The organism is Pseudomonas sp. ASL3, assembly GCF_056680425.1.
Genome location: NZ_CM155281.1, coordinates 2,609,403 through 2,634,253 on the forward strand (window position 1 = coordinate 2,609,403; position 24,851 = coordinate 2,634,253).

The window sequence follows — 24,851 nt, forward strand, 5'->3', positions numbered from 1 at the left end:
CAGCGCCAACAAACTGCTGGAAGATTGACGATGGAAGCGGCGTTTTAGGACGCCGCTACGCAAAATCCGAGGTTGTACGTCTCTGCGAGGATTCAGGATTTTAACCTCAGACGCGTACTTCTCTGCGCTGAAAGCTGGTGTCGACTTTTTCAACAGAATCGACCCAAAGCAGATACTGCGTCTACCCCGCGCCCAAACCAGTCGGCTTCCGATCCACGCTCGTTTGACCCTTTTGTAGATCGTTCAAGGGTAGGGTCTGCGCGATGGCAAATCCTACCTCTAAACACGTAAACCCAAGGATCAAAAAACTGGCTCCGTGCGCTACCGCGAAAAGTTGCCACATAGCGAACAGTATTCTCGCTAGCGCGTCATATAAACCGACGCTACGGCTTGGTTGCATTAGCCGCCAGAGTGACCAAACGACTACCACACTCCCCAACAGGTTGGCGAAAAGCATGCTGGTAACGTCCAATGTCGGCACTGGGCGATCCAATGCCAAAGCGCGGGATAACACTGCGAAGTTCTCGAAAACCAGTGACGCTGTCCAGGGCGTCATGAAGCCTACTGTAACTACTAGATCGTACAAGGCACTGACCCGGACGATTTGTAGATTTTTCTTTACGCTGATCATAGCCATCCCTCACAGTTCGAACACGCAGCCTAAAGCCTGGTGTTAGGTCCAGAGTCAATACGAGCATTGGTAGTCATGAGAATCGGAGAAGTGGCAACGCGTACAGGCCTGTCAGTCGACGCCCTGCGATTTTATGAAGAGAAAGGCTTGATCAAGCCCCAACGTGCCGCCAACGGCTATCGGCTTTATCCCGAGCAGACGCTACAGCTGGTGGGGTACATCAAGTTGGCGCAGCAGCTTGGATTTTCGTTGAGCGAGATTGGCGAAAACTTGCCACTGCTATGGAACAGCGAACGTGTTGCTAACGAGCTATTGGCTCAGTTATTTGCTGAGAAAATCGCTTTACTCGATGAGCGCGTCAAGCAAATGCAAACTCTGCGCAATCTGCTGGCCGAGCGAGCAACGCAGGTATGTCCTTTATTGGGCGTTGGGCAAATTGCCACGTCGTGAATGACCGCTGCTGGCCGATTTCTGCCGGTCGTGACGGGCAGCAACGGCCAAAAGCTGCCAGTCGATTTCGCCTAAGAAATCACAGGCGTTCCACCTGTTGCAGCACCTTGTTATATGGCTTGGAGTTGTCTACGAAACCAAGGTTGATTCAGATTTTTGGCGATACCAAGTCAAATCTCGTGTGTAAGAGTTTGACTTGAATGGGCTGGTATCAGGGGCGAAAATTCGGCGTGTTGGTTGATGGCTGAAGCGCTTAGCAAATTGCGCAAACTGCCTGACTAACCTCAACGCTCCATGCGGGTAGACGTTGCAATACGTATTGCGCTCCGTCATCGACTATTCTTTTTGAGTCCATGAATGGCTCAACAACTGCTCATTAATTGCCATTTGATCTCGCCCACGAGCTACCAGCCAGCGATGGAAGTCACGACAGTGAGCCTTGTCGAATGCATTTTTGGCACCAACCAAAAAATACGACGAGGGTAATGGCAGCCCCCGAGCAAACGGCATAATCAAACGCCCGTCCGCCAACGCATCGGCAATCATCGAACATTGCGCCAACACCACGCCCTGCCCCGATACCGCAGCCTGGATTGCCATCGATGACAATGAGTAGACCCGATAACCATCGCGTATTTGCGAATAGTCTACTTGTTCTGCGCTGAACCAGTCGCGCCACGAGGGTGGGGAAGCAAATTTAGGTAACCAGTCAATGGACAGCAACGGATAAGCCAACAAATCTGCCGAAGTCCGCAGCGGTGCATCGACTCGCAACATGTGTGGGCTACAGACCGGAACGACACAATCACGGAACAGCTCAATGGCGTTTTCAGTCGACTCATAGTCCCCATAGGTCAGCCGAAAATCGATTTCGTAGCCATCGGGTGCCGGTTCCGCATGACTGCCGTCAAGAAACAGATTGAGTTCCGGGTGATCGTTCTGCCAGGCGTAGATGAGCGGTGCCAGCCAATCCGAAAACAACGACGGCAACGCACTGATGCGCAGGTTGCTGGCGTTCTTCGAGCGTTCGACTTCTACCTGAGCAATGCGCAGGCTTTCGAACGCCGCCACGCAGCTGTCATGGTACCGCTGCCCAGCGGCGGTCAAGCGGATGCGTTTGCCAACCTTGAAGGTCAAGCTCAAGCCCAGGCTATCTTCCAGCAACCTCATTTGCTGGCTGACAGCACCTGCCGAAATGCCCAAGCGCCTGGCGGCTTCGACAATCCCACCGAAGCGCCCAACAGCTTCGAAAACCTGTAAGGCACGCAAAGAAGGCAAGCTGTTCATCAGTATCTCCAGAAAGGAACTGGCTGCTTGATACTTTAGCTCAGCTACACAAAGCAACAGTTTTCAACATCTTTTCTAATATTCAGACTCTCGTATTCTGGTCCTGTCACTGCTCGCATCCCCGGATGCAGTGAACACAACAAGAATCGGACGCGCGCTATGTCTTTGCCGTCAGCAACGCGTACTGCGCAGACCCCATGACAGACAAAGGAAAACAACAATGAAAAAGTTTGTCCTCGCCACGGTACTTGCACTCGCCTCTACCGGCGCCCTTGCCAAGGACTTGAGCGTCATTCGCTTTGGTGTAGACCCGACGTTCGCCCCCTTTGAATCAAAACAACCTAACGGTGAACTGGTGGGTTTCGACATCGATCTGGGCAATGCCATTTGCGCCCAACTCAAGGTCAAGTGCGTCTGGGTCGAAACCGCCTTCGACAGCATCATCCCTGCACTCAGGGCAAATAAATTCGATGCTGTCCTTTCGGCCATGACCGTCAACGAAAAACGCAAACAGAATGTCGCGTTTTCGGATCGACTCTACAACTCGCCCAGTCGCTTGATCGCGAAAAAAGACAGCGGCCTGCTACCCACCACAGAGTCGCTCAAGGGCAAGCGTGTCGGCGTCGCTCAAGGCAGTACTCAGGAAGCGTACGTCAAGGCCGCCTGGGCACCGCACGGGGTCACCATGGTGTCTTACACAAATCAGGATCTGTTGTACCCAGACCTGGTCAGTGGCCGTATTGATGCCAGTCTGACGGATGCTGTCGTAGCGGATATGGGCTTTTTGCAGACACCCAGAAACACCGGGTTCGCCTTCGCTGGCGATACTATCCAGGACGAAAAGATACTGGGTGAAGGGATCGCGATCGGCCTGCGCAAGGATGACCTGGAATTGATCCAGGCGATCAACGGTGCCCTGGCAGAAATGCACAAAGACGGAACCTACGACGCGATTCAGAAGAAGTACTTCAGCTTCGATATCTATAACTGAAAGCCCGCTAATGCGGCACTTACCCGGCTGACCGTGACTGACAAGTGCTCGTCTGGCAGCTCACCCGACAAATCCGGGAACGGGCGCTGACTGCGTGTCTCAGCTTTAACCTCAGGCCCATCTGTAAATACGCGGCCCATCGCGGCCACTGAAAACGGTCAACCAATGCCCCCACTCAAGGCTGTCCTGTGCGGCCTTGAGTGCTTTCCCGCGAACCCTTGGAGCGCGCCGGGTCTTGTGCCTAGCCAAGGCAAATACTTTAGAAAAACTAAATAAACAAACATATTAAGACATCTATTCTCAACTAACTCGACCCTCGTATTCTGGCCTCGTCGTTAGCCATCGTTCTCCTGCAAAGGCCGAACAAAAAATAATAAGGAGAGAAACCATGTTTTTGCGAAACGCGTGGTATGTAGCCGCCAGCGAAGCCGAGCTGGGCGAAAATCTGTACCCCGTCACCCTGCTCAGTGAGTCGGTCGTGCTGTACCGCAAGAGCGACGGCACACCAGTAGCGCTCGAAGATGCCTGTCCGCACCGCAAACTGCCTTTGTCCCTGGGGCGACGCCAGGGCGATGACATCGAGTGTGGTTACCACGGTCTGACCTTCGACTGCTCCGGCAGCTGTGTCCGCGCCCCCGGTAGCCAACGCATTCCACAAGGCGCCAACGTGCGCAGCTATCCCCTTGCAGTACGCTACGGCTTGATCTGGATCTGGATGGGCGATGTCGAGCTGGCAGACGAAGCAAAAATCTGCCATGTGCCGGAATGGGGCGATTCGGCGTGGGGACTCAATCGTGGCGATAGCATGGTCATCCCTTGCAACTACCTGTACATGACCGACAACTTGCTCGATCCCTCGCATGTGGCGTGGGTGCATCAATCTTCCTTTGGTAACGCTGCTTGCGCGCAAGAACCACTGGAAACCACGGTAACCGATGTCGGCGTGATCGTTTCCCGCTGGATGCGCGATGTCGAAGTTGCGCCCTTCTATGCCAAATTCGTCAAGTTCAGCGGTAACTGCGACCGCAAGCAGCACTACGAGGTGCACTACCCCGCACAGGCCATTATCAAGGCCCTGTTCACACCAGCCGGGACGGGTTCCGACGAAGGTGAACTGCACGAACAGGTGTTCCTGATGAACTCCTACAACTTCATGACCCCCATCGACGAATCAAACACGCGTTATTACTGGTTCCAGGTGCGTAATTTCGACCCCGAGAACGAAGAGGTTTCACGCCAGTTCGACGAAGACGTGCGTCACGCCTTCGCCGAAGACCGGGTCGTCCTCAGTGCCGTACACCAGGGTATGGCCAACAAGCGCACGCCCAACATCGATCTGGCGTCCGACTCAGGACCGCTACGCTTTCGCCGCAACCTGGAGAAGTTAATTGCTCAAGAACAGTCTGGCCGCTTGATTCCCCTGACCCAGCAACACGTCGCGGAACAAAAGACGGAGGCATAAGATGAGCACTCAAGCGCAAACACAGCTCCCCACTCCAGGTTTCAACGCCTTTCGGGTGATCGAGAAAAAACCGGAAAGTGCGGTGATCACCTCATTCGTCCTGGCGGCGGCTGATGGCACCTCAAGCCTGCCCTTTCGTCCGGGGCAGTTCCTCATTGTTCGCTTATCATTGAGCAGTGGTGTGACGGTGCTGCGCAACTACAGCCTGTCTGGAGACATAAATGACCCCTCGACAGTACGTATTTCGGTCAAACGCGAGCCCGCACCTTTCGACAGTCCTGAACTGCCGCCCGGGCAAGGGTCCAGCTTCCTGCACGACCATGTGCAGGTCGGCGACCTGCTCGAGGTTGCCGGGCCGGCCGGCACGTTCATCCTGGATGAAGAAAGCCTTAGGCCGGTAGTGCTGTTTAGCGGAGGCGTAGGGCTTACCCCGATGCTGAGCATGCTGCATCAACTGAGCAGCAGTTCGGCGCGCCCGGTGTACTTCATCCACGCCTGCGAAAGCGGTGCCGTACACGCTTTCCGTGATGAGGTACTGACACTGGCCAACCGTCGTCCGGGGATCAGTGTGCACTTCTGCTACCGCAACCCGGACGCCGAAGACCGTGCCGACAGTGCCTATCACAGCCAGGGTCTTATAAGCCGGGAGACCCTCCAAGGGCTGCTACCGCTGGACGACTATGACGTCTACCTGTGTGGCCCGCGGCCCTTTATGCAGGCGAACTGGCGTCTGCTGCGCGCCCTTGGGATCGCCGGGGAGCGCATTCATTACGAGTTCTTCGGCCCGGCGACCGTCCTCGAAGAGGACGAAGTCATGCCCGCGGCGACGCCCCCTGCGCCCGCGACGCCTGCACCTACAGCGGCGGCCGGAGAGACTGAAAACGCGCTGACCGTACACTTTCTGCCATCCGACATCCGCGTGACCTGGAGTCAGAACTGCCACTCGCTGCTCGATCTTGCCGAACAGGCCGGCCTGATACCGTCATTCAATTGCCGCGCAGGTCTGTGCAACACCTGTCAGGTCAGCCTGCGTGAAGGTTCTGTCGAGTATTTCGAAGTGCCGCTGGATGCACCCGAAAACGGCGACATTCTGCTCTGTTGCACGCGCCCGACCACCGCACTGACAGTGGACCTGCGGCAGTGACACCCCCTTACCACGAACAACAGCACCCACCGCATTCGTTACACCGAGGAATCAAGATAATGATCAAATCGCGAGCCGCCGTAGCCTTCGCGGCCAACCAGCCCCTGAAAATCGTCGAAGTCGATGTGGCGCCGCCGCAGGCCGGCGAGGTGCTGGTGCGCATCATCGCAACCGGCGTCTGCCATACGGATGCCTTTACCCTGTCTGGCGCTGACCCGGAAGGTATCTTTCCGACCATCCTCGGTCACGAGGGCGGCGGTGTGGTCGAGGCGATTGGCGAGGGCGTCACCTCAGTAGCGGTGGGAGATCACGTTATACCGCTCTACACCCCGGAATGCGGCGAGTGCAAATTCTGCACTTCCGGCAAAACCAACCTCTGCCAAGCCATTCGGTCCACCCAAGGCAAAGGCCTGATGCCGGACGGCACCACGCGCTTCTCCTACCAGGGACAGCCGATCTACCACTACATGGGCTGCTCGACTTTTTCCGAGTACACCATATTGCCGGAAATCTCCCTGGCCAAGATCCCTAAGGAAGCGCCGCTGGAGAAGGTCTGCCTGCTCGGTTGCGGCGTCACCACTGGCATCGGCGCAGTGCTCAACACGGCCAAGGTGGAAGAAGGCGCCAGCGTGGCCATCTTCGGCCTGGGCGGTATTGGTCTGGCAGCCATCATCGGCGCCACCATGGCCAAGGCTGGCCGAATCATCGCGATCGATATCAATCCAGCCAAGTTCGAGATTGCCAGGCAACTGGGCGCCACCGACTTCATCAACCCGAAGGATTACAACAAGCCGATCCAGGACGTCATAGTCGAGATGACAGAGGGCGGCGTGGACTACTCCTTCGAGTGCATTGGCAACGTCAATCTGATGCGCGCGGCCTTGGAGTGCTGCCATAAGGGCTGGGGAGAGTCGGTGATTATCGGTGTCGCCGGTGCCGGCCAGGAAATCAGTACCCGCCCCTTTCAACTTGTGACCGGCCGCGTTTGGCGCGGCTCGGCCTTTGGAGGAGTGAAAGGTCGCAGCGAACTACCCAGCTATGTCGAGAAGGCGCAGAAGGGTGAAATCCCGCTGGACAACTTTATTACCCACACCATGGGACTGAAGGACATCAACAAGGCCTTCGACCTGATGCATGAAGGCAAAAGCATCCGCACCGTCATCCATTTCGATCGCTGAGTCCGCAGACCTGGCGATGGCTGTCGGGCATAACACCACCCCCTCGTTCCCACCAAAGAGAATCAAAACATGGCTATATTCACGCACGTCACTATTGGCACCAACGATATCGACAAAGCCCGCAGCTTCTACGACAACGTACTGGGTAAACTGGGCCACAAGCGCATCGCAGACCTGGGCGACAACGGTTCGATCTGGGGCGAGAACGCCCCTTCCTTCTTCGTCCTGAAACCCGCCAACGGTGCCCCTGCAAGCGTTGGTAACGGCGTAACAGTCAGCTTCGAGGCACCGGACCGTTCGGCAATCGACGCCTTCCACGCCGCAGCCCTGGCCTCCGGTGGCATCGACGAAGGCGCGCCAGGCCCGCGAGGCTGGGCACCCAACGCCTATGCCGCCTACGCCCGAGATCTAGATGGTAACAAGCTGGCCGCATACTGCTTCAAACCAGCCTAAAAGCTGACGCGCGACCGGCAGAAAATGGCCGTTTTCTGCCTGATGCAACGGGCAGCTTTTGGCCGATAGCGACGGAGTGGCTACCCCGTCGCTGATCCCGATTCACACTTCTGTCTGTTCGGCCATCTCAAGCGCGTCGTCCACCTCGATGCCGAGATATCTGACGGTACTTTCTAGCTTCGTGTGGCCGAGTAGTATCTGTACTGCTCTGATGTTTTTCGTTCTGCGATAGATCAGTGAGGCCTTGGTCCGGCGCATGGTGTGGGTACCATACGGCACTGGATCGAGGCCAATGGAGGTTACCCACGCTTTAACGATGCGAGAGTATTGCCGCGTGGAAAGATGGTCCGAGGTGCGTATGTGACTTGGAAACAAGAAGTCGTCATTTCTGAGTCCAGCCTGTTGTATCCATTCCTCCACGGCCAGTCGCGTCTGCGCGGTGATCTCGAATTGTACGGGCCGTTGAGTCTTTTGCTGCATTACCATAGCCCTCGCTGTCACGTGATTCCCATGAGCGACATCTCGAACACGTAACTTCGTCAGATCGCATGCACGGAGTTTGCTGTCGATTGCTAGATCGAAAAGCGCTAGATCTCTCACTTTTTGAGAAGCTCAAGTCTGATCCTAATGCCCCAGATGTCACGCAGGCGGAGCGATGATTTTTGACCTACCAGTTTGCCTTTATTCCAAGGCCGGTAAGCGGAAGTAGTTGATACGTTCATGTCATAGCCTCCGTTGTTGGAGGCTTAGGATGACCGTTGTGCGAGACGGGCAGCAGTAGACCCACAGCTGCCCTTCGCGGAGGGCAGCTCACGGCCGATTCTGTTGAAAAAGTCGGCCTTGGTGGCGGTGAGAAAAAAGTACGCGTCGGAGATTAAATCCCAGATCACTTGCAGAGGTTTTCAGGCCGAGAATTCACGTAGAAGCGCGCTAAAAAGCACTTTCACCGGTCATTTTTTCGGCAGTTTTTAAAAACCGACTTTTTCAACAGAATCGGCCAAAAGCCGCCATTCGTGCGGTGGGTGCGACTCAGAAATTTCGTGGATCAGGATTCGTCCGGAACGTTGCGAATGCATGATCTGCTTTTTTGTATTTACCTCATAATGCGCCGGCCACTTATCCATGAAGAGGATCTCTGACCATGCCAGTCATTCACAAAGCTGCTCAAGTGGGTTTTTCAACGCAAGCGGGCACATACACACGCACCCAGCCCTGCGCGGTCGGGAGACCATCGAATTTCCGTACCAGACACAGGCCTACCTGTGCCGTCGCCTGGATTGAGAGAGGGTAAGAACCGTGAAGATCGTCCACAGTAAGTCTTTCACCGGCGAGTACGCCTGAGCTGCCCTGGACATCGCGAGCGATCTCCACGGCGTTGCGAGCCAGACCGAATAAGAATCTACGGCTATATGAAGCCGCCGATTGCGGTCCTTCACCATAGTTCCATAGTGTGCAGATGACTGCTGCTTGCGCTTCCTTGTCGAAGCCCTTCAACGTGTTGATGACGGTGGCGACATTGGTGAGGCAAAGCTTGATGCGGCTCCCAGCGCCGCTCCTCAGCTGCTGGCAAGGCCAAGTTGTTGCTGCATTACGGAAGCCGCGTTGTAGCAATTAAAGGATATGACCTTTCCACGCTCCAGGTGAAAAACGTCGCAGCACGGAACATCTATTGCCTTGCCCGTTGGAGCGACAGTCCCTGAGGCAAGTGTGAGCTCACCTTTATGCGTCCCCCGAATTGCGAGTTCGACGACTACGACGTTCTCCGCGACATAGATGTTGAATAGCTCACGGTGAACATCAGGAAATGCACTTGCGAAGGCGTCGATAGCGTCGCCAATAGCCTGCCCGTGCAACTTCAATCCGGTAGGAATGTCGCACATATATCCTTCATCCGAGAAGAAGGAGACAAACTTCGCGATGTCTTTCCCGCTTCCCTCCCCGGCTGCGTACAGTTCTCTGACGATTTCTTTATTGTTAAGCATCATCAATCCTCCGCGTAGTTGGTTACCGACTATTTGGCGCTTCGGCAAGGCTTTGCCGCTGTTCAAACGTATTCGCTGACTTTGTGAATAGTTTCGTGTGGTATCGATCTCGATGGGTCAGGGCCTGGAGCCCGCGTCCATCTCGGAGGCCCGCGCCAGTGCTTGCGTATCGATATACTCCCGGATGTTCGTCAGTTTTCCATTTCGCACAGTAATGGCGAAGACCCAATCGTCCTCCCACGTCCTATTCGTGGCTTTAATTCTCCCCCTAGCGAAGCCGACGACCAGAACCCGGTCTCCCTGCGCTACGAATTCGCGGGGCTCCATGAATGAAGTTTCCATCGTTTCGGATTGCGTCTGAAACAAATCCGCCAATCCCGCGTGCCCGCGGCGCGTGCCGGCCAGCGGCCAGTCCTCGCCTGGAATGATCCACTCGATATCTTCGGCAGACAACGCCAGCAGACCTTGCATATCGCCGCGGCCGATTGCTGCAAACGCATCCTTCACAATCTGGACATTCTCTTGTACGTTCATCGAAATCTCTCCGTTTCTCTCACATCTGATCGCGTCCGCTCTAATCAGATACGTTATGGACCTGCCGGTGAGGGGCGTGGTGTCGGTGATTCAGCCGATATCGACGTTCAAGGCGATGTCCCAAGTGCCGGCGCCGTTTTTGGCCAGGCCGATCATCATCAGGCCGAGCGCCTCGAGCGTCTGGGCCATGTGCAGGCCGCCGACATCCAACGGACGCAGCCCGAGACTCTCGATGAACGTCGAGACGCGCGCCTTGGCCTCCGGATCGTCGGCGGCGATGAACGCGTCGAGGCGCCCACCCTTAGCAAGGACGTGGCCGAAGAGGGTGTTGAACGCCTTCACGACATGCGCGCCGGCGGGGGCGATCTTGGCGATCTCCTGCGCACCAGAACTGCCGGCGGGAGAGACAAGGCCCGTGAGGTCCGGGGAGGCCGTGTTGGTGATGTCGATGATCACCTTGCCGTCGAGCGCGTCCCCGTACTCGGCCACCACCGACGCCGCACCGGTGTACGGCACGGCGAGGATGACAATGTCGCCGGCCGGAGTGGCCCCGTACGTCCCTGTGGTCGCTCCGGCTGCGAGCTTGTCGGCCAGCGCCTGCGCCTTGGCGGGGTCGCGGCTGACCACCTCAACGGTGTATCCAGCTTTGGCGGTACGACCGGCGATCGCCGCGGCCATGCCTCCTGAGCCGATGATGCTGATAGTGCTCATGTGCAGTCTCCTCGTGAATTAGAGTATTGCTCGTTGTCTCAACGGGCATCCCACGATTGATATCGCGTGTGTGCCGAGCCGCGTGCGTCATCCCTCATGCCATCCCCGGGTCGACAGAATCTTTACCCGAACGGATCACGCATCGCGACATTGCTGTCCGCCGGGCCCGTTGCGACCCGGCTCCCTCCTCAACTCAACTCAACTCAGCCGGCAGGGAAGTAATGGCCGTTGTCTAGGTCCTCGAGCAGGCCGGGCTGAGCAGGCTCCCAGCCGAGGGTCTGGCGGGTGATTAGGTTGGACGCCGGGAGGTCCAGCGTGACCAAATTCGCGAGGAACCCAAAGTATCCCGGCAGCATCAGTACGTCCGCGGGAATGCTCACGGCCGGCACGCCCAGGCGGCTGCTAATGGCCTCGGCGATCTCGCGGAACCGGATGCCCTCGCCTTCAATCCCGTGCCAATATTTGCCAGCGGGACCCTTCTCCAGCGCCAGGCGGAACAAAGAGGCGAGATCGCGGGCGTGCACGGCCGGCCATAGGTTCGCGCCGTCTCCGGGGTAGCCGATGACGCCCTTCTCCTTCGCGAGCCCGATCAGCAGCGGGAGGAATCCGGCATCGGTCGTGCTGTGCGCGATGGGAGGAATCCGCACGATCGAAGACCGCACGCCCCGCTCCGCGAGGTCGATCACGGTGGTTTCCACGACGTTACGAACCCGCAAGGTACCCTTGTAATTATCGCCGCCAGGAAGGGCCGGGTCCTCCTCGGTGGCTGGCCGGCCCAGGTTTTCCCACCCGGGCGAGCCAATGCTCCCCGACACGACCAGCGGCTTTCCGGTTCCGGCCAGTGCCTCGCCGTACGCGAGCATGATCTGGCGCTCCGCGTCCGCCACGGCGTCAATTCCGCCGGAGGGAAGCAGGTCTTGCCTGTGCGCGACGTGGATGACACCGTCGAACTCTGCCGCCGCCGCCTTGAGCCCATCGAGGTCGGAAAGATCCCCGCGACGCACCTTGGCGCCGAGCGCGGATACCGCAGCCGCGGACTCGTCGGACCGAGCCAGGCTGGTGACCTCGTGGCCGGAGGCGATAAGCTCGGGGATGATGTACGAACCGATATGGCCGGTCCCGCCAGTAACGAAAACGTGCATGTTACTGCTCCTTGTAAGTGATGTGATGCGAGAAGTGGTGCTACGGGTGCACTCAGCCGAGAAGGCTGACGCCGATTGAGAAGTTGGTGTGCTTGACGGAGTGGGCGATGAGGCCCAGCGAAAGCAGGCAGGCATGCTCCAGCGTTCGTGCCATGAGCAGCGGCCCGGTGTCCATCGGGCGCAGTCCGAGGCTCTCGATGAACGCCGAAACGCGTGCCTTCGTCTGCGCGTCGTCCCCGGCGATGAACACGTCCAACGGGTGACCCTCGACAGAACCGGCAGCCAGGACGTGGGAGAACAGGGTGTTGAACGCCTTGATGACTTCGGCGTCGGCAGGGGCGGCTTTGGCGATCTCCTGTGCGCCGAAACTGTCCTCAGGGGTCACAAAGCTTGCGAAGTCGGGGGCGACGGGGTTGGTGATGTCGACAAGAAGCTTGCCTGCCAGTTCTTCGCCGTATTGCTTCACCACGTCGAGAACGGCGGAGTAGGGAACCGCCAGAATGACAACATCCCCGGCGGGGGCTGCGCCGAACGTTCCTGTCGTGGCGCCGGCTCCAATCTGCTCGGCCAGCGCCCGCGCCTTGGCGGCGTCACGACTCATCACCTCGACGGTGTGTCCGGCTTTGGCGGCAAGGCCGCCGATCGCTGCCGCCATGTCGCCTGAGCCGATGATGCTGATAGTGCTCATGCGCAGTTTCCTTACAGATATGGGGTTGATCATTCATGGACTGCCGGCGCGATCCGGCGACCGCGCTCAACGTACGAGCCATGCTGGTCGCTTCACTTGCAAAACGCAAGTGAATGCCAGGAATTTACTTGCACCATGCAAGCGATGTTAAGATCTAGCCATGAAAACAACATCTAAAGAAGACGTTCGGTCCCATTGCGCAGTGAACTATGGCGTGGAGATCTTCGGCGACCGGTGGTCGCTCTTGATCATTCGCGACATCGTTTTTGTTGGTAAGAAGACGTATGGCCAGTTCCTGAAATCGGAAGAGGGAATCGCGTCTAATGTCCTTGCTTCCCGCCTTGCCTTTCTTGAGGGGCAAGGAATTCTCTCGAAGGCACCCAGCCCCGACGACAGGCGCAAGGATTTCTACACGCTGACAGAGAAGGGCCTGGACCTCATTCCCATCGTGCTCAACATCGTCCTTTGGAGCGCGAAGCACGATTCGAAGTCGTACGTACGGGACCTCGAGGAGTTCGTTACTCGATTAAGTCGAAGCCCCACGCAGGTGAGCGAAGAGCTGAAGGCGCTGGTCCGCAATGGCGGATGTATGTTTCCTGAGAGCAAGGAATGAGCAAGACGGCAAGCGCGCCCTGTCACGTCGCACAGACTAGATGCACACACCACCGGCTGCAGGACGCTTGAGGGAGGACAAGCCTCTGCACCAACGCAGCCAAGGCAACGTCGAGTGGCGCCAGGCCCAAGACCAATGCATCAACCCTTTGTGGACCGTCTCGGTACTTAGGGCCTGGAGCTCGCGACCATCTTTGAGGCCCGCGCCAGTGCTTGCGTGTCGACGTACTCCCGGATGTTCGTCAGCTTGCCATTGCGAACAGTGATGGCGAAGACAAAATAGTCCTCAAACGTCCTGTTCGTGGCTTTGACTTTCCCCGTAGCAAAGCCGACTACCAGAACCCGGTCTCCCTGCGCTACGAACTCGGGGGGCTCCGGGGATGAAATTTCCATCTCTGCGGAAGCCTTCTGAAGCACGTCTGCCAATCCCGCGTGCCCGCGGTGCGTGCCGGCCAGCGGCCAGCCCTCTCCCGGAATGATCCACTCGATATCTTCGGCAGACAACGCCAGCAGACCGTGCCTATCGCCACCGCCCATTGCTGCAAAAAAGTCTTTCACAATCTGGATATTCTCTTGAATGCTCATAAAGACCTCTCCACTGCTCTTACATCGGATCGCGTAGTGTCGGTAATTCAGCCGGGGACGAGGCCAAGTTGTTGTTGCATTGCGGAAGCCTCGTTATAGCAGTGGAAAGATATGATCTTCCCTCCCTCGAGGTGGAAAACATCGCAGGACGGGACATCTATCGTCTTGCCCGTGGGAGCTAGAGTCCCAGAAGCAAGAGCCAGATCACCTTTGTGCGTTCCCCGAATCGCGAGCTCGACAACGACGACGTCTCCCGCGACGTAGATGTTAAACAACTCACGGTGGACATCGGGGAACGCGATGACCAGACCAGCGATAGAGTCTCCGATGGCCTTCCCGCGGAACTTCATGCCGGAAGCCATATCCCACATGTATCCTTCCTCAGAGAACATGGAGACAAACTTCTCGATATCCGTTCCTTGCCCCTCCGCGGCGGCGCAGAGTTCTCTGATTATTCTTTCATTATTAAGCATCGTCGCTCCTTATCTTCATTATTAAGCACTTAACAAATCGTATATGTTTTGGACCTGCCGGTGAGGACGTGATGTCAGTGGCTTAGCCGATATCGACGTTCAAGGCGATGTTCCAGGTGCCGGCGCCGTTTTTGGAAGGCCGCTGAGCATCAGGCCGGTTGCCTTGAGCGTCTGGGCCATGTACAGGCCGCCGACATCCAACGGACGCAGCCCGAGACTCTCGAGTCCACCCTTAGCAAGGACGTGGCCGAAGAGGGTGTTGAACGCCTTACTGCCGGCGTCGCCCTCGCTTCAATCAAACTGTAGCTGCTCTTTGTCCACGAGGCAGGATCGCATCAAAATTTGCGATCACGATTCATCAGTCGAACTTGACCAAGTCCTTAAAGATCAGTTGACCCCAGCTATTTCCGCGCGCCTGCACAAGCAGTCCACCTTCCAAAAGCCCGCCAAGTTGGATCGGCGAGAAACCGAGATTTTCCGCAAGCGCACCAATCTCCGCTGCGGCAGCGTCATCGTCGCTCGCCAGGAACACGACTCTCCTGCCACCATGTACGGCCGGATCTTGGTCAAGGACGGCAGCGACCAAATGGTTGAAGCCCCTAACCAGTCTTGCACCAGTGAAGGCCTGCGCGACGACCTTGGAAGAAGGCTGTCCTCCCAGTTCCTCAGGGGACACGCCGTAGGCATTGGTCACATCGATGATGGTCTTTCCCTTCCAGGTCGGCAGCGCCTTCGCGACATCCGGGTGCGACTCGAAACGGACAGCCAAAAAGACGACGTCCGCCTTGACGGCTTCCGCCAGTTTTTTGGGAATGATCTGGGGTCCGATCGCGGCCGCGGCGGATGCAAAGCTTTCCGGGTCGCGCGTGGTTGCAACGGATACTTCGATGCCGCTTCGGGCAAACGCCTTGGCCAGGGCCTGGCCGATATTGCCGAAGCCGATAATTGCGTAGCTCATATATTCTCCTTAGGTTTATCGAGTCCTACGGCGCTCCGAATAATCGAATGGAGCGCCTGAGAGTAGCGCGTCAGAGTTGCGCAAGACCGCCGTCAACGGCGACCTCGCTGGCGGTCATGAAGCTGCTGTCCGGCGACGCGAGAAAAGCGGCCACGGCCCCGATCTCCGCCGGATCGGCCATGCGCTGAAGCGGAGTCATCGCGGCGTAGGCCTTCTGGCCCTCCTCGCCCAGCGCTTCCTTCGCGAGCTCGGTCGCCGTCGCCCCGGGCGACAGCACGTTTACCCGGATGCCGGTGCCCTTCAGGTCCTCCGCCCAGGTCCGCGCAAGGTTGCGCACTGCCGCCTTGCTCGCGCTGTAGGCGCTCATTCCCGGCGCGCCCGTGGTGCCGGCGCTCGATCCGGTCAGGATGATCGAACCGCCCTCGCCCATCAGCGGCAGCGCCTTCTGGACCGTGAAGATCGTACCCTTCACGTTGGTGTCGAAGGTTTCGTCAATGTGCTCGGCGGTGATCTTGCCGAGCGCAAGCTGGCTTCCCACCCCGGCATTGGCGAAGACGATGTCGAGGGTTCCGCGCTCGGCCTTCACCGCCGCGTAGAGTCGGTCGAGGTCGGCCAGATCGGAGACCGAGCCCTTCACCGCGCGGGCATTGGGCCCGAGGTCGGCCACAGCGGCGTCAAGCGCTTCCTGCCGGCGGCCGAAGATGAAGACGAAGGCGCCCTCCTCGATGAAGCGCTTTGCAGCGGCGAGGCCGATGCCGGTAGCGCCGCCGGTGATCACGGCGGTCTTTCCATTCAGTCTGGTCATGTCGTGCATCCTTCGTTGGAGTTGTACGGAAGCAGGGAACTGCTTACTTGAGGACCACTGTGTACTCCTGATAACCTAAGGACAAGTATGCACTTTTAGGTAAGTATCAAATAATGACGACGCCCTCTCAAATCTGCGATACCGGCTGCGGGCTCAACGCCACGCTCCGCATCATCTCGGGCAAGTGGAAACCGCTGGTCCTGTTTTTCCTGCGCGACGGCCCGAAGCGCTACGGCGAGCTCAAGCGCTTGGTCCAGGGCGTCAGCGACAAGGTGCTGATCCAGCAATTGAAGGATCTGGAGGTCGATCACGTGCTGGCGCGGACCGACTACAAGGAGGTGCCGCCGCGCGTGGACTACGCGCTGACCCCGCTCGGCCGCAGCTTGGCTGACGCGATCATCCCGCTGTGCACCTGGGGAACCGAGAACATGGCGGAAATGACAAGCATCTTCGCCAAGCGCGACACTTTGCCCTAGCAGGATGCTGAAGAACCGCTGAGTCGGACGACCCTCCGCATTCGTGGGAGGGCGGCAGGTCGAACTCTTCCGATCAGACCGTCAGGATGCGCGGTTTGGGCGCTCTGGCCCATGTTTTTTTAGACGATAGCCGAAGGTCCGCTTCTGGCCGATTGTGTTGAAAAAGTCGGTTTTTAAAACTGCGGGAAGATTGACCGGTGAAAGCGCCTTTTTAGCACGCTTCTACGTGAAATCTCAGCCTGGAGAACCTCTGCGAACGTTCTAGAATTCAATCTCCGACGCGCACTTTTTTTCCGTAGACACCAAGGCCGACTTTTTCAACAGAATCGGCCGATTGCTGCCTGTCGCCGCCATCGGAAGCAATGTGTAGTTCGCTACCGTTCATGGTTACGAAGCATGATGGTCAAATCCGATGCAATCGGTGGTCAGATGCAATGCAAATGACTGGTCAGGTCGAATGCAAACGGGTGGTCAAGTGGAGTGCAATTTCGCAACCCGCAGGGCCTAGCCCCGAAAACCTTATCTGATGGCCTTACCTCGCTCTTTACGGAGCGACGGCGCGACTGTCAGTTATTGAGAACGCACTCTAGATATCCCCGTCAAGCGTCGTTGATTTTTTGCAGCCAACTGTTCAGATCCATTATTTCGGTACCGCTGATGGTATGCCCGATTCCCGGATAGGCATGAAAGTCCGGTTGGATAGACAGGCCCTGCAACAGCTTGTCTGCGTCGGTCGCCCCCACATAAGGCACTTTTTGGTCGGCGGTGCCGTGGCCGATAAAAACCTCCAGCGGCTTGAAATCTTGAGTGGGTTTTAATTCAGACTTCAAGACCGGCAAGATCTTTCCACTCAACGCGGCTATCCCGCGCACGATGTCGGGATGACGCAGCGCAACTTCATAGGACATGATTGCCCCTTGGCTAAAACCGACCAGAAATACCTTGCCGGGTTGGGTATGGTATTTTTCGGTGGCTTTGACAATGAAGTCAGTGATCATTTCTTCACTGTTCTTCAGCTCATCGGTCTCGCCATCGTACTCACCGGTGCCGGCCTTCTTGTTAAACCACTGGTAACTGCCTGGCTCCACTTCAAGCGGCGCCCGCGCCGATAGAAAAGTGTACTCGGTGGGCAATTGGTCCTTGATATCGAACAGGTCTTCTTCATTACTTCCGGAGCCATGAAGAAATATAACAAGCGGCTTGTCCTGCGAGCTTGAGTTGGCTTGCTCCAGATAACCCAAAGGCAGATCGGTTTGCAGTGTGGTTTCGGCGTGTGCCGCCGTTGATGCAAGGATAAACAGTACTGCCAGAAGCTTGATCATATTCCTACCTTTTCACAGCCCACCTTAATGGTCGGGATCGCTGGACGTTTACGATCACTCTGCGCGACGCAACAGAGGATGATTGCGATGAGCTAACGCTATCTGCCCCACATTTCCAGTGCGTATTCCACAAAGCTCCTCAGTTTTGGCAACCGGTACCGATCCTGCGCATACACCAGATTCATCGGCCTGCTCGGTAACTGGTAACCCGGCAATAGCGCGACCAATTTACCCTCCAGCAGGTCCTGATGCACCAACGCATCGGGCAACATCACCACACCCATTCCCGCTCGCGCCGCCTGGTGTAGTCCCGACGAACTATTGATCACCATGGGACCGGTCACCGGAACCAGAATCTCCCCTTCAGGCCCGGTCAGGCGCCATTGCTTTTCAACGGAGCTCCATTCATCACCCGCTGGGTAAGCGAAGGCCAGACAGTCGTGATGTTGCAGATCCTCCGGTTTGGCGGGCGTACCGCGGCGCTCCAGATACGCTTTCGACGCGCAAATCGTCAGGGTGTAATCCTGCAGCGGTCGGGCGATAAGGCCTGACGGTTCTGGAGTGCCCAAACGAATGGAGACATCGAAGCCGTTGTCGATAAGGTCGAGTCGTTGATTGGTTAACACCACGTCTACCTTGACCTCCGGACAGCGCTGCACAAACCCACTCAACGCCGGCGCCAGGCGCTCGGCACCAAAGGTCAGGGGAGCGGTAATCCGTAGCGTACCTGTCGGCTCGTCCTGAGCCTGTTCGGCCAGGCGCTCGGAGTCGGCCACCAGCCCCAGCACTTCGAGACAGCGCTGATAATAAGCCGTGCCAAATTCGGTCAACCGCTGACGCCGCGTCGTGCGATTGAGCAGGCTGACACCCAAGCGCTGCTCCAACGCCCGTAAGTGGTTGCCGACCATGGTGGTGGACATCGCGCACTGCTGCGCGGCTGCGGTCATGCTGCCGCCCTCCACCACCTTTACGTAAACCGTCATCGCCTGGAATAGATCCATTATCAAGCTCAGCTTTAAATTGATTGAAAGTATCCAGCGTTTATCCATCTCAAGTTGTTAACGATACTGCAAAAACCAACCGAAGATGGAGCTCGATGTCATGACCGCCGATTGCCTGATGACTACTTATCAACCCCTGCCCCTGAGTTTCGCCCGAGGCCTGGGCACTCGTCTCTGGGATCAGGCCGGCCGTGAATACCTGGATGCAGTCGCGGGCGTGGCAGTGACCAATGTCGGTCATTCCCACCCGCGGGTGGTGGCGGCCATCACCGAGCAGGCTGGCCTGCTGCTGCATACCTCCAATCTCTACAGCATCGACTGGCAGCAGCGCCTGGCGCAAAAATTGACGCAGTTGTCAGGGCTCGATCAGGTGTTCTTCAACAACTCCGGTGCCGAAGCCAATGAAACCGCGTTAAAGCTGGCGCGACTCTATGCGTGGAAAAAAGGTATCGAGCAGCCATTGATCGTCGTCATGGAAAACGCCTTCCATGGCCGTACCCTGGGCACCTTGTCGGCCAGCGACGGACCCGCTGTGCGTCTGGGATTCCATCCGCTACCGGGGGAATTTCTCAAGGTTCCGTTTGGCGATCTCGCGGCGCTGGACACCGTCACCCGTGCCTACGGAGAACGCATCATCGCTGTGCTGCTGGAGCCGATCCAGGGCGAAAGTGGCGTCCAGATAGCGCCAGCCGGCTACCTGCAAGCTCTGCGCGACCTCTGTAACCGGCGCGCCTGGCTACTGATGCTCGACGAAATTCAGACAGGTATTGGTCGAACCGGCCAATGGTTCGCCTTCCAGCACGAAGGTATCGTCCCGGACGTCATGACCCTGGCCAAAGGTTTGGGCAATGGCATTCCTATCGGCGCCTGCCTGGCCCGTAGCAAAGTGGCACAGCTGTTCACGCCGGGCAGCCATGGCAGCACGTTTGGGGGCAATCCGTTAGCCTGCCGGGTGGGCTGCACGGTGTTGGAGATCATCGAAGAACAAGGGCTCCTGGACAATGCCGCGCGCCAGGGCGAACGATTGCTCGCAAGGTTGCGTGACGAGCTGAGCGAGCATCCGAATGTGCTGGCGATACGCGGCCGGGGCTTGATGATCGGCATCGAACTCGTCCGGCCTTGTCGGGAGTTGATGCTCATTGCGGCACAGGACCATGGCTTGCTGATCAATGTCACCCGGGGCACGACAATTCGCTTGTTGCCGCCGTTGACCCTTGACGATCAAGAGGTGGAGACGATCGTGCGAGGCGTTTGCCAAACATTGAAGAGCGCCTAAGAAGTGCGGGGCCATTCAGGCCCCGCAGCACTATTCCAGTCAATTGCGCAGTTCAACCAAAATCTGTTCGGCGAGAAAATCACAGGGCGGACGACCGGATCGCGCACTTCGGGCTAACACCACCTCAAGTTCCTCAAGCTCTGGCAACCCCTCAGCCTGCCCCAGATGAATGAGACGCTCGGGCACCGCACACCGTGCAAGCGGCGCCACCGCCAACCCCGCGTCGACCATGCTGAGAAGGCCCATCAAACTGGGGCTTTCGTAAGACATTCGATAATTGATCTTTGCCCGCTGCAGGGCGCTGATCGCGTGGGCTCGCGCAACACTGCCATTGGCAAAAACGGCAATCGGCAGCGGACGCTCTTTCCACACTTGTCGGCTCGCGGGCGACCCCGCCCAGATCATGGGTTCAAAGCGCACGAACTCCCCCGCCACACCTTTGGTTTTGGTGATGCAGGCCAGATCGAGCGTGTTGTCTCGCAGCAGCGGCGCGAGCGCATTGCTCGGCAGGCCAATCACTTCAATGTCGACACGCGGGTAAGTTGCAGAAAATCGTCTTAGAACCGGCGGCAATAATGTTGAGGCGTAGTCGTCGGGAACGCCAATCGTGACCCTGCCGGTCACCTCTGGATGGACGATGGCGGCCCAGGCCTCGTCTCGCAACATCAACATGCGACGTGCATAACCCAACAGCGTTTGCCCATCAGGGGTCAAGGCCAGATTTCGAGTATTTCTAACAAAAAGCGGCTTGCCAAGCGATGTTTCCAGGGCCTTTATCTGCATGCTCACAGCAGACTGGGACCGGTGTACAAGCTCGGCACCGCGAACAAAGCTTCCGCTGTCGGCGACAGCAACCAGCATCGCAAGCACGTCCAGGTCGAGTTTTTTCATTTCATAAGAAAACCTGAAGAATTGATTCAGTTTAATGCGTTTTACTCAGACTAGTCACTGCCCGACAATCGGCGCAACTCACTCATGGACGCTCAAGCAATGCTTGCCTCGGTATCGTTGTATCGTTTTCTGGTCGTCGGCGGGATGCTGGCGGTAACACCGGGCCCCAATATGATTTACGTGATGTCCCGCTCCATTGCACAAGGGCACAGGGCCGGTCTGATTTCCCTCGCGGGGGTCATGCTCGGCTACCTGGTGTACATGTTTGGAGCCGCCTTTGGGATCACTGCCTTCTTCCTGACCGTCCCCTACGCCACGCGCCTGTTGAGTCTGGTGGGCGCCACTTATCTCGCGTACCTGGCCTGGCAGGCATTGAAACCCGGCGGCCGCTCTCCGCTGCAAATCAGAGACTTGCCAGCAGAGCGTCCGCGCCGATTGTTCGTCATGGGGGCGACCACCAGTCTCTTGAATCCCAAGCTGGCGATGATCTTCCTCTCGCTGTTGCCCCAATTTATCGACCATCAGCAAGGCAGCGTACTGGAGCAATCACTGGTGCTCGGCTCATCGCTGATTGTCTTGTTCGCCTTGATCAACGGCTTCGTCGCGGTGTCATCCGGCAAGGCCGCAGCCTTCCTCGCCCATCGTCCCGGCCTGTTACGGCTGCAACGGTGGCTGATGGGCATCCTGTTGTTGGCAATGGCCATGGAAATGGCGTTCCAGGCAGCGAGATAGGCAGTCCGAAGCACGAACATAAACCCAGCGCCCTCCTCTTCACTGAGACCTCCACGATGAATACAGCTGTTCAGATCGAAAATCAGCTATCCCGCGCCGAGCTTGAATCACGCTACGCGGACCTTTGCGCTCAAGGCCTGAAGATCAACATGACGCGCGGCGTGCCGTCGCCCGAGCAACTGACCTTGTCCAAGCGCTTTCTCTCCTTGCCCGGCGACTCTGGTTTTGTCTCGCGCGACGGTGTCGACTGGCGCAACTATGGTGGCTTGCAAGGAATGCCGGAAGTGCGCGAGCTGTTTGCGCAGTCGCTGCTGGGACTGCCTGCCGACTGCGTGGCTATCGGTGAAAATTCGAGCCTGGCCTTGATGCACGAGGCTCTGGGTTACGCGTTCCTGCGCGGCGTCCCGGGCAGTGATCGCCCCTGGTCACAAGAGCCGGTGATCAAATTCATTTGCCCCGTGCCGGGCTATGACCGGCACTTCTCGATGTGCGAAGAGTTCGGTATTGAAATGCTGCCGGTTCCGATGCTGGACAGCGGACCGGACATGGATATCGTCGAGGCACTCGTTGCCAGCGACCCCAGCATCAAGGGGATGTGGTGTGTGCCTAAATACAGTAATCCGAGCGGCGTCACTTACGCTGATGCAACCATCGAACGGCTGGCCGCGATGCCTGCCGCAGCACCCGATTTCCGGCTGTTCTGGGACAACGCCTACGCGGTTCATCACCTGACAGAGGCCAGCCCGGCGAATCAGGACATCAGCGGGCTCAGCCTGCGTGCCGGATTTCCCAACCGCGCCTTTCTGTTCGCCTCGACCTCTAAAATTGTTTTGCCGGGTGCTGGACTAGCGCTCTTCGGCGCGTCACCTGAAAACCTTGCATGGTGGCTTGAGCGACGCAAGCACCGCACCATCGGTCCGGACAAGGTCAACCAGCTGCGTCATTTACATTTTTTCGGCGATCCCGAGGGCATTACACAGCACATGCGCGCGCATCGAGCGCTGCTGGCACCCAAATTTGAGTGTGTGGACCGAACCTTCGCCCAGGCCTTCGGTGAGACGGGAGAAGCCCGTTGGACACGGCCTGCAGGGGGATACTTCATCAGTCTCGATGTCGGACCTGGTTGCGCCAGCAGAACGGTCGAACTCGCGCTGCATGCCGGCATTGCCCTCACGCCCGCCGGTGCGCCTTATCCATGCGGATACGACCCCAGCGACAGCAACATTCGAATCTCACCCAGTTACATTGATCTGACTACACTTGCTAAAGCCTCTGCGGGGATCGCGCTCTGTGCTCGGCTGGCAGCATCCGACATCGCTTAGACCTTGTGCGTAGATGCTGCTAAATCAATGTTGGCCGCATCACGCCTTACCCACCAAGGATGCCACATGAACATGCCTCCGCTTCTTGACCTGTCCGAACTGACCGAACTGGCCCTGCGTTCACAGACCGTGAAGCAAGCCTGCTCATGTACAAAAAAATCCCTGGCGGGCTGGGAAAGCATGCCGATCGCAGTGCCAGACGAACAACTACGGGACATCGGTACCCTCATCTATGCAGACGAAGAGGCATTGACACTCGATGAGTACCACCCCGACGGTACTCATTACTGGTCTGTCGAAGCGCCGATTGCGCCGCGTTACTTTCCCTACAATCGGTGCAACGTCGGGGAATGTATTTTTTGCGGGCGGTGCTTTCTACGCTATGCAGAAAGTGGCGCCTACCATGTCGAGCGAAGGATCCGGAACCTTGATCCGGCCCTGATCGTTGATGCCCCTTTGTGATCGCTGAAGGGTTTTCGGGCTGACGGCGCATTCTGTGTTGGCAGATGCCGCGCAAACCTTGGTGTTGTAGGTGGGCAATTGCATTGCACTTGATCACCTATTTGCATTGCCACTGATCAGTCAATTGCATTCGTGCTGACCCACCATTTGCATTCAACTTGACCAGCAAAGGTCGCTTTCGCATCGGGCGATTATGCCCAATGCGAAAAGATCGTGAACAGGCTCTAAAGCGCGTGTATTGGTAGCTAACCTGGCAGTTAACTTGAACTCTGGCCTAGGGTCTGTTGACGTTTGGTGACGACCGCGACGGAGGCCCATTTGGCGCAGGGCAAGGCGCGAGGAACGCGGTTTGGTTGTTCCAAATAAGTTCCGAGCAACGCAGCCCTGCGCCAAATGGGCCCCGTCCCTTCGGGTTGCGCGCCAACGTGCGCGAGGCTGCGTTGCGGGATTTGCCAAGGGAACAACCATTAGCGGCATCCCGCGCCTTGCCTCGCACACGTTGGCATCGCAACGCGGTTCGCCACCAAACGTCAACAGACCCTAGCGGGTCGTCCTAAAACCGTTGATCCGCATTCGCCGTCGTGCCGTAGTAAGCATGGATTTCCTTACTCCAGGTCGGGTCCTGCATATCAGGCCACTTGTCCTTGTCGAATCCAGGCGCATCGGCGAGGCGCTCCTTGTCGACGCTCAGCACGAAGCGTTTATTCACCGTATCGAGCGTCAATGCGCTCCACGGCACGGCAAACAGCTTCTCGCCCATGCCGAGAAAGCCACCAAAGGACAGCACCGCATAGGCCACCCGACCGCTGCGCAAGTCCAGCATAATCTCCTTGATGTCACCCAGATCTTCGTCCTTCTGGTTGTAGACGTCATTTCCGATGAGGGTGTCTGCACCCATCAACCGAGGTCCGGGTCCCGGACCAACGCCGGCGGTGACCTTGTACATGCCATAGGTGTCGCGTTCTTCATAGTTCATATTCAGCTCCTGGCAATAACCACGGGGTCAATCGAGCGCAGCGTCAAACCAAGGTTTCGGCGCTGCGTTTGTTCATGCTGTACGCAAAGCCGGGGGCGGTCTGTGCGCCAGGACACGTTGCGAATGAGGAAAGGAGCTATGTGTGTTGTCGAACGGAATTGCGAGCAAAGGTGCCGTACCTTGTATTTGCAACACCCTGGTGTCGCAATCCTATTCAGATTGAGAGGTGGATTTCATGAACAACATCGTCTACATCGTCGGGGCAGTTGTGATCGTCCTGGTTGTCCTGTCGTTCTTCGGGCTTCGA

The 24,851-nt window shown here is 57.5% G+C and carries 27 protein-coding genes and 1 pseudogene; 12 read left to right on the top strand and 16 right to left on the bottom strand.

Translation table 11 applies throughout. From position 1 onward, the window contains the following. Positions 1-706: 706 nt before the first annotated feature. Positions 707-1,081, top strand: coding sequence for a MerR family transcriptional regulator (locus tag AC1MEE_RS11995; protein WP_480415547.1), 375 nt, complete (start codon positions 707-709; stop codon positions 1,079-1,081). Between the two features lie 336 nt (positions 1,082-1,417). On the opposite strand, the gene AC1MEE_RS12000 is transcribed toward AC1MEE_RS11995, so the two are convergent. Then, complete coding sequence (locus AC1MEE_RS12000) at positions 1,418-2,368, bottom strand: LysR substrate-binding domain-containing protein (RefSeq protein WP_480415548.1); 951 nt, start codon at positions 2,366-2,368, stop codon at positions 1,418-1,420. 220 nt (positions 2,369-2,588) lie between these two features. Between AC1MEE_RS12000 and AC1MEE_RS12005 the strand changes: the two genes are divergently transcribed. The 5 genes from AC1MEE_RS12005 to AC1MEE_RS12025 all read left to right on the top strand — a co-directional run bounded on the left by AC1MEE_RS12005 (position 2,589) and on the right by AC1MEE_RS12025 (position 7,596). After that, positions 2,589-3,359 (top strand): ABC transporter substrate-binding protein, encoded by a 771-nt coding sequence (locus AC1MEE_RS12005; RefSeq protein ID WP_480415549.1) that lies wholly within the window; start codon positions 2,589-2,591, stop codon positions 3,357-3,359. Positions 3,360-3,747: 388 nt separating this feature from the next. Then, positions 3,748-4,821, top strand: coding sequence for an aromatic ring-hydroxylating dioxygenase subunit alpha (locus AC1MEE_RS12010; protein WP_480415550.1), 1,074 nt, complete (start codon positions 3,748-3,750; stop codon positions 4,819-4,821). A gap of 1 nt (position 4,822) precedes the next feature. Beyond that, positions 4,823-5,965 carry an FAD-binding oxidoreductase gene (locus tag AC1MEE_RS12015; protein WP_480415551.1) on the top strand — a complete coding sequence of 381 codons (1,143 nt, stop codon included), beginning with the start codon at positions 4,823-4,825 and terminating at the stop codon, positions 5,963-5,965. Between the two features lie 59 nt (positions 5,966-6,024). Next, positions 6,025-7,143 carry an S-(hydroxymethyl)glutathione dehydrogenase/class III alcohol dehydrogenase gene (locus AC1MEE_RS12020; protein WP_480415552.1) on the top strand — a complete coding sequence of 373 codons (1,119 nt, stop codon included), beginning with the start codon at positions 6,025-6,027 and terminating at the stop codon, positions 7,141-7,143. Between the two features lie 69 nt (positions 7,144-7,212). After that, positions 7,213-7,596 carry a VOC family protein gene (locus AC1MEE_RS12025; protein ID WP_480415553.1) on the top strand — a complete coding sequence of 128 codons (384 nt, stop codon included), beginning with the start codon at positions 7,213-7,215 and terminating at the stop codon, positions 7,594-7,596. Between the two features lie 102 nt (positions 7,597-7,698). Here the strand turns inward: AC1MEE_RS12025 and AC1MEE_RS12030 are convergent. From AC1MEE_RS12030 to AC1MEE_RS12060, 7 genes and pseudogenes are all read right to left on the bottom strand, one after another. Next, positions 7,699-8,318: pseudogene (locus AC1MEE_RS12030) on the bottom strand (tyrosine-type recombinase/integrase). Between the two features lie 246 nt (positions 8,319-8,564). Continuing rightward, complete coding sequence (locus AC1MEE_RS12035) at positions 8,565-8,720, bottom strand: hypothetical protein (protein ID WP_480415554.1); 156 nt, start codon at positions 8,718-8,720, stop codon at positions 8,565-8,567. A 432-nt stretch (positions 8,721-9,152) separates the two neighbouring features. After that, on the bottom strand, positions 9,153-9,581 hold the full coding sequence (locus AC1MEE_RS12040; protein WP_480415555.1) for an ester cyclase: 429 nt from the start codon (positions 9,579-9,581) through the stop codon (positions 9,153-9,155). Positions 9,582-9,695: 114 nt separating this feature from the next. Beyond that, on the bottom strand, positions 9,696-10,112 hold the full coding sequence (locus AC1MEE_RS12045) for a nuclear transport factor 2 family protein (protein ID WP_480415556.1): 417 nt from the start codon (positions 10,110-10,112) through the stop codon (positions 9,696-9,698). A 90-nt stretch (positions 10,113-10,202) separates the two neighbouring features. After that, positions 10,203-10,823, bottom strand: a complete 621-nt coding sequence (locus AC1MEE_RS12050) for an NADPH-dependent F420 reductase (RefSeq protein WP_480415557.1) — start codon at positions 10,821-10,823, stop codon at positions 10,203-10,205. 203 nt (positions 10,824-11,026) lie between these two features. Then, positions 11,027-11,965, bottom strand: coding sequence for an SDR family oxidoreductase (locus AC1MEE_RS12055; protein ID WP_480415558.1), 939 nt, complete (start codon positions 11,963-11,965; stop codon positions 11,027-11,029). A 52-nt stretch (positions 11,966-12,017) separates the two neighbouring features. Then, the gene (locus AC1MEE_RS12060; RefSeq protein ID WP_480415559.1) at positions 12,018-12,653 is read right to left on the bottom strand and encodes an NADPH-dependent F420 reductase; all 636 of its coding nucleotides are present in this window, start codon (positions 12,651-12,653) and stop codon (positions 12,018-12,020) included. A 160-nt stretch (positions 12,654-12,813) separates the two neighbouring features. On the opposite strand from AC1MEE_RS12060, the gene AC1MEE_RS12065 reads away from it, so the two are divergent. Next, positions 12,814-13,266 (top strand): winged helix-turn-helix transcriptional regulator, encoded by a 453-nt coding sequence (locus AC1MEE_RS12065; protein WP_480415560.1) that lies wholly within the window; start codon positions 12,814-12,816, stop codon positions 13,264-13,266. 167 nt (positions 13,267-13,433) lie between these two features. Here AC1MEE_RS12065 and AC1MEE_RS12070 read toward each other — a convergent pair whose 3' ends face one another. From AC1MEE_RS12070 to AC1MEE_RS12085, 4 genes are all read right to left on the bottom strand, one after another. Then, positions 13,434-13,850, bottom strand: a complete 417-nt coding sequence (locus AC1MEE_RS12070; protein WP_480415561.1) for a nuclear transport factor 2 family protein — start codon at positions 13,848-13,850, stop codon at positions 13,434-13,436. 47 nt (positions 13,851-13,897) lie between these two features. Beyond that, entirely contained in the window at positions 13,898-14,323 is a 426-nt protein-coding gene (locus tag AC1MEE_RS12075; protein ID WP_480415562.1) for a nuclear transport factor 2 family protein, read from the bottom strand. 358 nt (positions 14,324-14,681) lie between these two features. Then, positions 14,682-15,281, bottom strand: coding sequence for an NADPH-dependent F420 reductase (locus AC1MEE_RS12080; protein ID WP_480415563.1), 600 nt, complete (start codon positions 15,279-15,281; stop codon positions 14,682-14,684). Positions 15,282-15,351: 70 nt separating this feature from the next. Continuing rightward, positions 15,352-16,086 carry an SDR family NAD(P)-dependent oxidoreductase gene (locus tag AC1MEE_RS12085; protein WP_480415564.1) on the bottom strand — a complete coding sequence of 245 codons (735 nt, stop codon included), beginning with the start codon at positions 16,084-16,086 and terminating at the stop codon, positions 15,352-15,354. Between the two features lie 113 nt (positions 16,087-16,199). Between AC1MEE_RS12085 and AC1MEE_RS12090 the strand changes: the two genes are divergently transcribed. After that, complete coding sequence (locus AC1MEE_RS12090) at positions 16,200-16,562, top strand: winged helix-turn-helix transcriptional regulator (protein WP_480415565.1); 363 nt, start codon at positions 16,200-16,202, stop codon at positions 16,560-16,562. Between the two features lie 599 nt (positions 16,563-17,161). Here the strand turns inward: AC1MEE_RS12090 and AC1MEE_RS12095 are convergent. Both AC1MEE_RS12095 and AC1MEE_RS12100 read right to left on the bottom strand, forming a co-directional pair. Further along, complete coding sequence (locus tag AC1MEE_RS12095) at positions 17,162-17,884, bottom strand: alpha/beta hydrolase (RefSeq protein WP_480415566.1); 723 nt, start codon at positions 17,882-17,884, stop codon at positions 17,162-17,164. 98 nt (positions 17,885-17,982) lie between these two features. Continuing rightward, positions 17,983-18,885 carry a LysR family transcriptional regulator gene (locus tag AC1MEE_RS12100; RefSeq protein ID WP_480415567.1) on the bottom strand — a complete coding sequence of 301 codons (903 nt, stop codon included), beginning with the start codon at positions 18,883-18,885 and terminating at the stop codon, positions 17,983-17,985. A gap of 100 nt (positions 18,886-18,985) precedes the next feature. On the opposite strand from AC1MEE_RS12100, the gene AC1MEE_RS12105 reads away from it, so the two are divergent. Continuing rightward, positions 18,986-20,161 carry an acetylornithine/succinylornithine family transaminase gene (locus tag AC1MEE_RS12105; RefSeq protein ID WP_480415568.1) on the top strand — a complete coding sequence of 392 codons (1,176 nt, stop codon included), beginning with the start codon at positions 18,986-18,988 and terminating at the stop codon, positions 20,159-20,161. A gap of 39 nt (positions 20,162-20,200) precedes the next feature. Here the strand turns inward: AC1MEE_RS12105 and AC1MEE_RS12110 are convergent, their stop codons facing one another. Next, complete coding sequence (locus tag AC1MEE_RS12110) at positions 20,201-21,052, bottom strand: LysR substrate-binding domain-containing protein (protein ID WP_480415569.1); 852 nt, start codon at positions 21,050-21,052, stop codon at positions 20,201-20,203. A gap of 99 nt (positions 21,053-21,151) precedes the next feature. Here AC1MEE_RS12110 and AC1MEE_RS12115 point away from each other — a divergent pair, with 99 nt between their 5' ends. From AC1MEE_RS12115 to AC1MEE_RS12125, 3 genes are all read left to right on the top strand, one after another. Beyond that, positions 21,152-21,784 carry a LysE family translocator gene (locus tag AC1MEE_RS12115; protein WP_480416216.1) on the top strand — a complete coding sequence of 211 codons (633 nt, stop codon included), beginning with the start codon at positions 21,152-21,154 and terminating at the stop codon, positions 21,782-21,784. Between the two features lie 56 nt (positions 21,785-21,840). Then, a complete protein-coding gene (locus AC1MEE_RS12120; RefSeq protein ID WP_480415570.1) occupies positions 21,841-23,106 on the top strand; it encodes an aspartate aminotransferase type Ic in 1,266 nt (421 codons plus the stop codon). 66 nt (positions 23,107-23,172) lie between these two features. After that, complete coding sequence (locus tag AC1MEE_RS12125; protein WP_480415571.1) at positions 23,173-23,568, top strand: hypothetical protein; 396 nt, start codon at positions 23,173-23,175, stop codon at positions 23,566-23,568. A 553-nt stretch (positions 23,569-24,121) separates the two neighbouring features. Here AC1MEE_RS12125 and AC1MEE_RS12130 read toward each other — a convergent pair. Then, complete coding sequence (locus AC1MEE_RS12130; protein ID WP_480415572.1) at positions 24,122-24,544, bottom strand: PRC-barrel domain-containing protein; 423 nt, start codon at positions 24,542-24,544, stop codon at positions 24,122-24,124. Positions 24,545-24,851 lie beyond the last annotated feature (307 nt).

Excerpts from the sequence above, each read along its gene's own strand:
- AC1MEE_RS11995 (WP_480415547.1), top strand. The coding sequence starts at position 707 with ATGAGAATCGGAGAAGTGGCAACGCGTACAGGCCTGTCAGTCGACGCC.
- AC1MEE_RS12000 (WP_480415548.1), bottom strand. The coding sequence starts at position 2,368 with ATGAACAGCTTGCCTTCTTTGCGTGCCTTACAGGTTTTCGAAGCTGTT.
- AC1MEE_RS12005 (WP_480415549.1), top strand. The coding sequence starts at position 2,589 with ATGAAAAAGTTTGTCCTCGCCACGGTACTTGCACTCGCCTCTACCGGC.
- AC1MEE_RS12010 (WP_480415550.1), top strand. The coding sequence starts at position 3,748 with ATGTTTTTGCGAAACGCGTGGTATGTAGCCGCCAGCGAAGCCGAGCTG.
- AC1MEE_RS12015 (WP_480415551.1), top strand. The coding sequence starts at position 4,823 with ATGAGCACTCAAGCGCAAACACAGCTCCCCACTCCAGGTTTCAACGCC.
- AC1MEE_RS12020 (WP_480415552.1), top strand. The coding sequence starts at position 6,025 with ATGATCAAATCGCGAGCCGCCGTAGCCTTCGCGGCCAACCAGCCCCTG.
- AC1MEE_RS12025 (WP_480415553.1), top strand. The coding sequence starts at position 7,213 with ATGGCTATATTCACGCACGTCACTATTGGCACCAACGATATCGACAAA.
- AC1MEE_RS12035 (WP_480415554.1), bottom strand. The coding sequence starts at position 8,720 with ATGGATAAGTGGCCGGCGCATTATGAGGTAAATACAAAAAAGCAGATC.
- AC1MEE_RS12040 (WP_480415555.1), bottom strand. The coding sequence starts at position 9,581 with ATGATGCTTAACAATAAAGAAATCGTCAGAGAACTGTACGCAGCCGGG.
- AC1MEE_RS12045 (WP_480415556.1), bottom strand. The coding sequence starts at position 10,112 with ATGAACGTACAAGAGAATGTCCAGATTGTGAAGGATGCGTTTGCAGCA.
- AC1MEE_RS12050 (WP_480415557.1), bottom strand. The coding sequence starts at position 10,823 with ATGAGCACTATCAGCATCATCGGCTCAGGAGGCATGGCCGCGGCGATC.
- AC1MEE_RS12055 (WP_480415558.1), bottom strand. The coding sequence starts at position 11,965 with ATGCACGTTTTCGTTACTGGCGGGACCGGCCATATCGGTTCGTACATC.
- AC1MEE_RS12060 (WP_480415559.1), bottom strand. The coding sequence starts at position 12,653 with ATGAGCACTATCAGCATCATCGGCTCAGGCGACATGGCGGCAGCGATC.
- AC1MEE_RS12065 (WP_480415560.1), top strand. The coding sequence starts at position 12,814 with ATGAAAACAACATCTAAAGAAGACGTTCGGTCCCATTGCGCAGTGAAC.
- AC1MEE_RS12070 (WP_480415561.1), bottom strand. The coding sequence starts at position 13,850 with ATGAGCATTCAAGAGAATATCCAGATTGTGAAAGACTTTTTTGCAGCA.
- AC1MEE_RS12075 (WP_480415562.1), bottom strand. The coding sequence starts at position 14,323 with ATGCTTAATAATGAAAGAATAATCAGAGAACTCTGCGCCGCCGCGGAG.
- AC1MEE_RS12080 (WP_480415563.1), bottom strand. The coding sequence starts at position 15,281 with ATGAGCTACGCAATTATCGGCTTCGGCAATATCGGCCAGGCCCTGGCC.
- AC1MEE_RS12085 (WP_480415564.1), bottom strand. The coding sequence starts at position 16,086 with ATGACCAGACTGAATGGAAAGACCGCCGTGATCACCGGCGGCGCTACC.
- AC1MEE_RS12090 (WP_480415565.1), top strand. The coding sequence starts at position 16,200 with ATGACGACGCCCTCTCAAATCTGCGATACCGGCTGCGGGCTCAACGCC.
- AC1MEE_RS12095 (WP_480415566.1), bottom strand. The coding sequence starts at position 17,884 with ATGATCAAGCTTCTGGCAGTACTGTTTATCCTTGCATCAACGGCGGCA.
- AC1MEE_RS12100 (WP_480415567.1), bottom strand. The coding sequence starts at position 18,885 with ATGGATCTATTCCAGGCGATGACGGTTTACGTAAAGGTGGTGGAGGGC.
- AC1MEE_RS12105 (WP_480415568.1), top strand. The coding sequence starts at position 18,986 with ATGACCGCCGATTGCCTGATGACTACTTATCAACCCCTGCCCCTGAGT.
- AC1MEE_RS12110 (WP_480415569.1), bottom strand. The coding sequence starts at position 21,052 with ATGAAAAAACTCGACCTGGACGTGCTTGCGATGCTGGTTGCTGTCGCC.
- AC1MEE_RS12115 (WP_480416216.1), top strand. The coding sequence starts at position 21,152 with ATGCTTGCCTCGGTATCGTTGTATCGTTTTCTGGTCGTCGGCGGGATG.
- AC1MEE_RS12120 (WP_480415570.1), top strand. The coding sequence starts at position 21,841 with ATGAATACAGCTGTTCAGATCGAAAATCAGCTATCCCGCGCCGAGCTT.
- AC1MEE_RS12125 (WP_480415571.1), top strand. The coding sequence starts at position 23,173 with ATGAACATGCCTCCGCTTCTTGACCTGTCCGAACTGACCGAACTGGCC.
- AC1MEE_RS12130 (WP_480415572.1), bottom strand. The coding sequence starts at position 24,544 with ATGAACTATGAAGAACGCGACACCTATGGCATGTACAAGGTCACCGCC.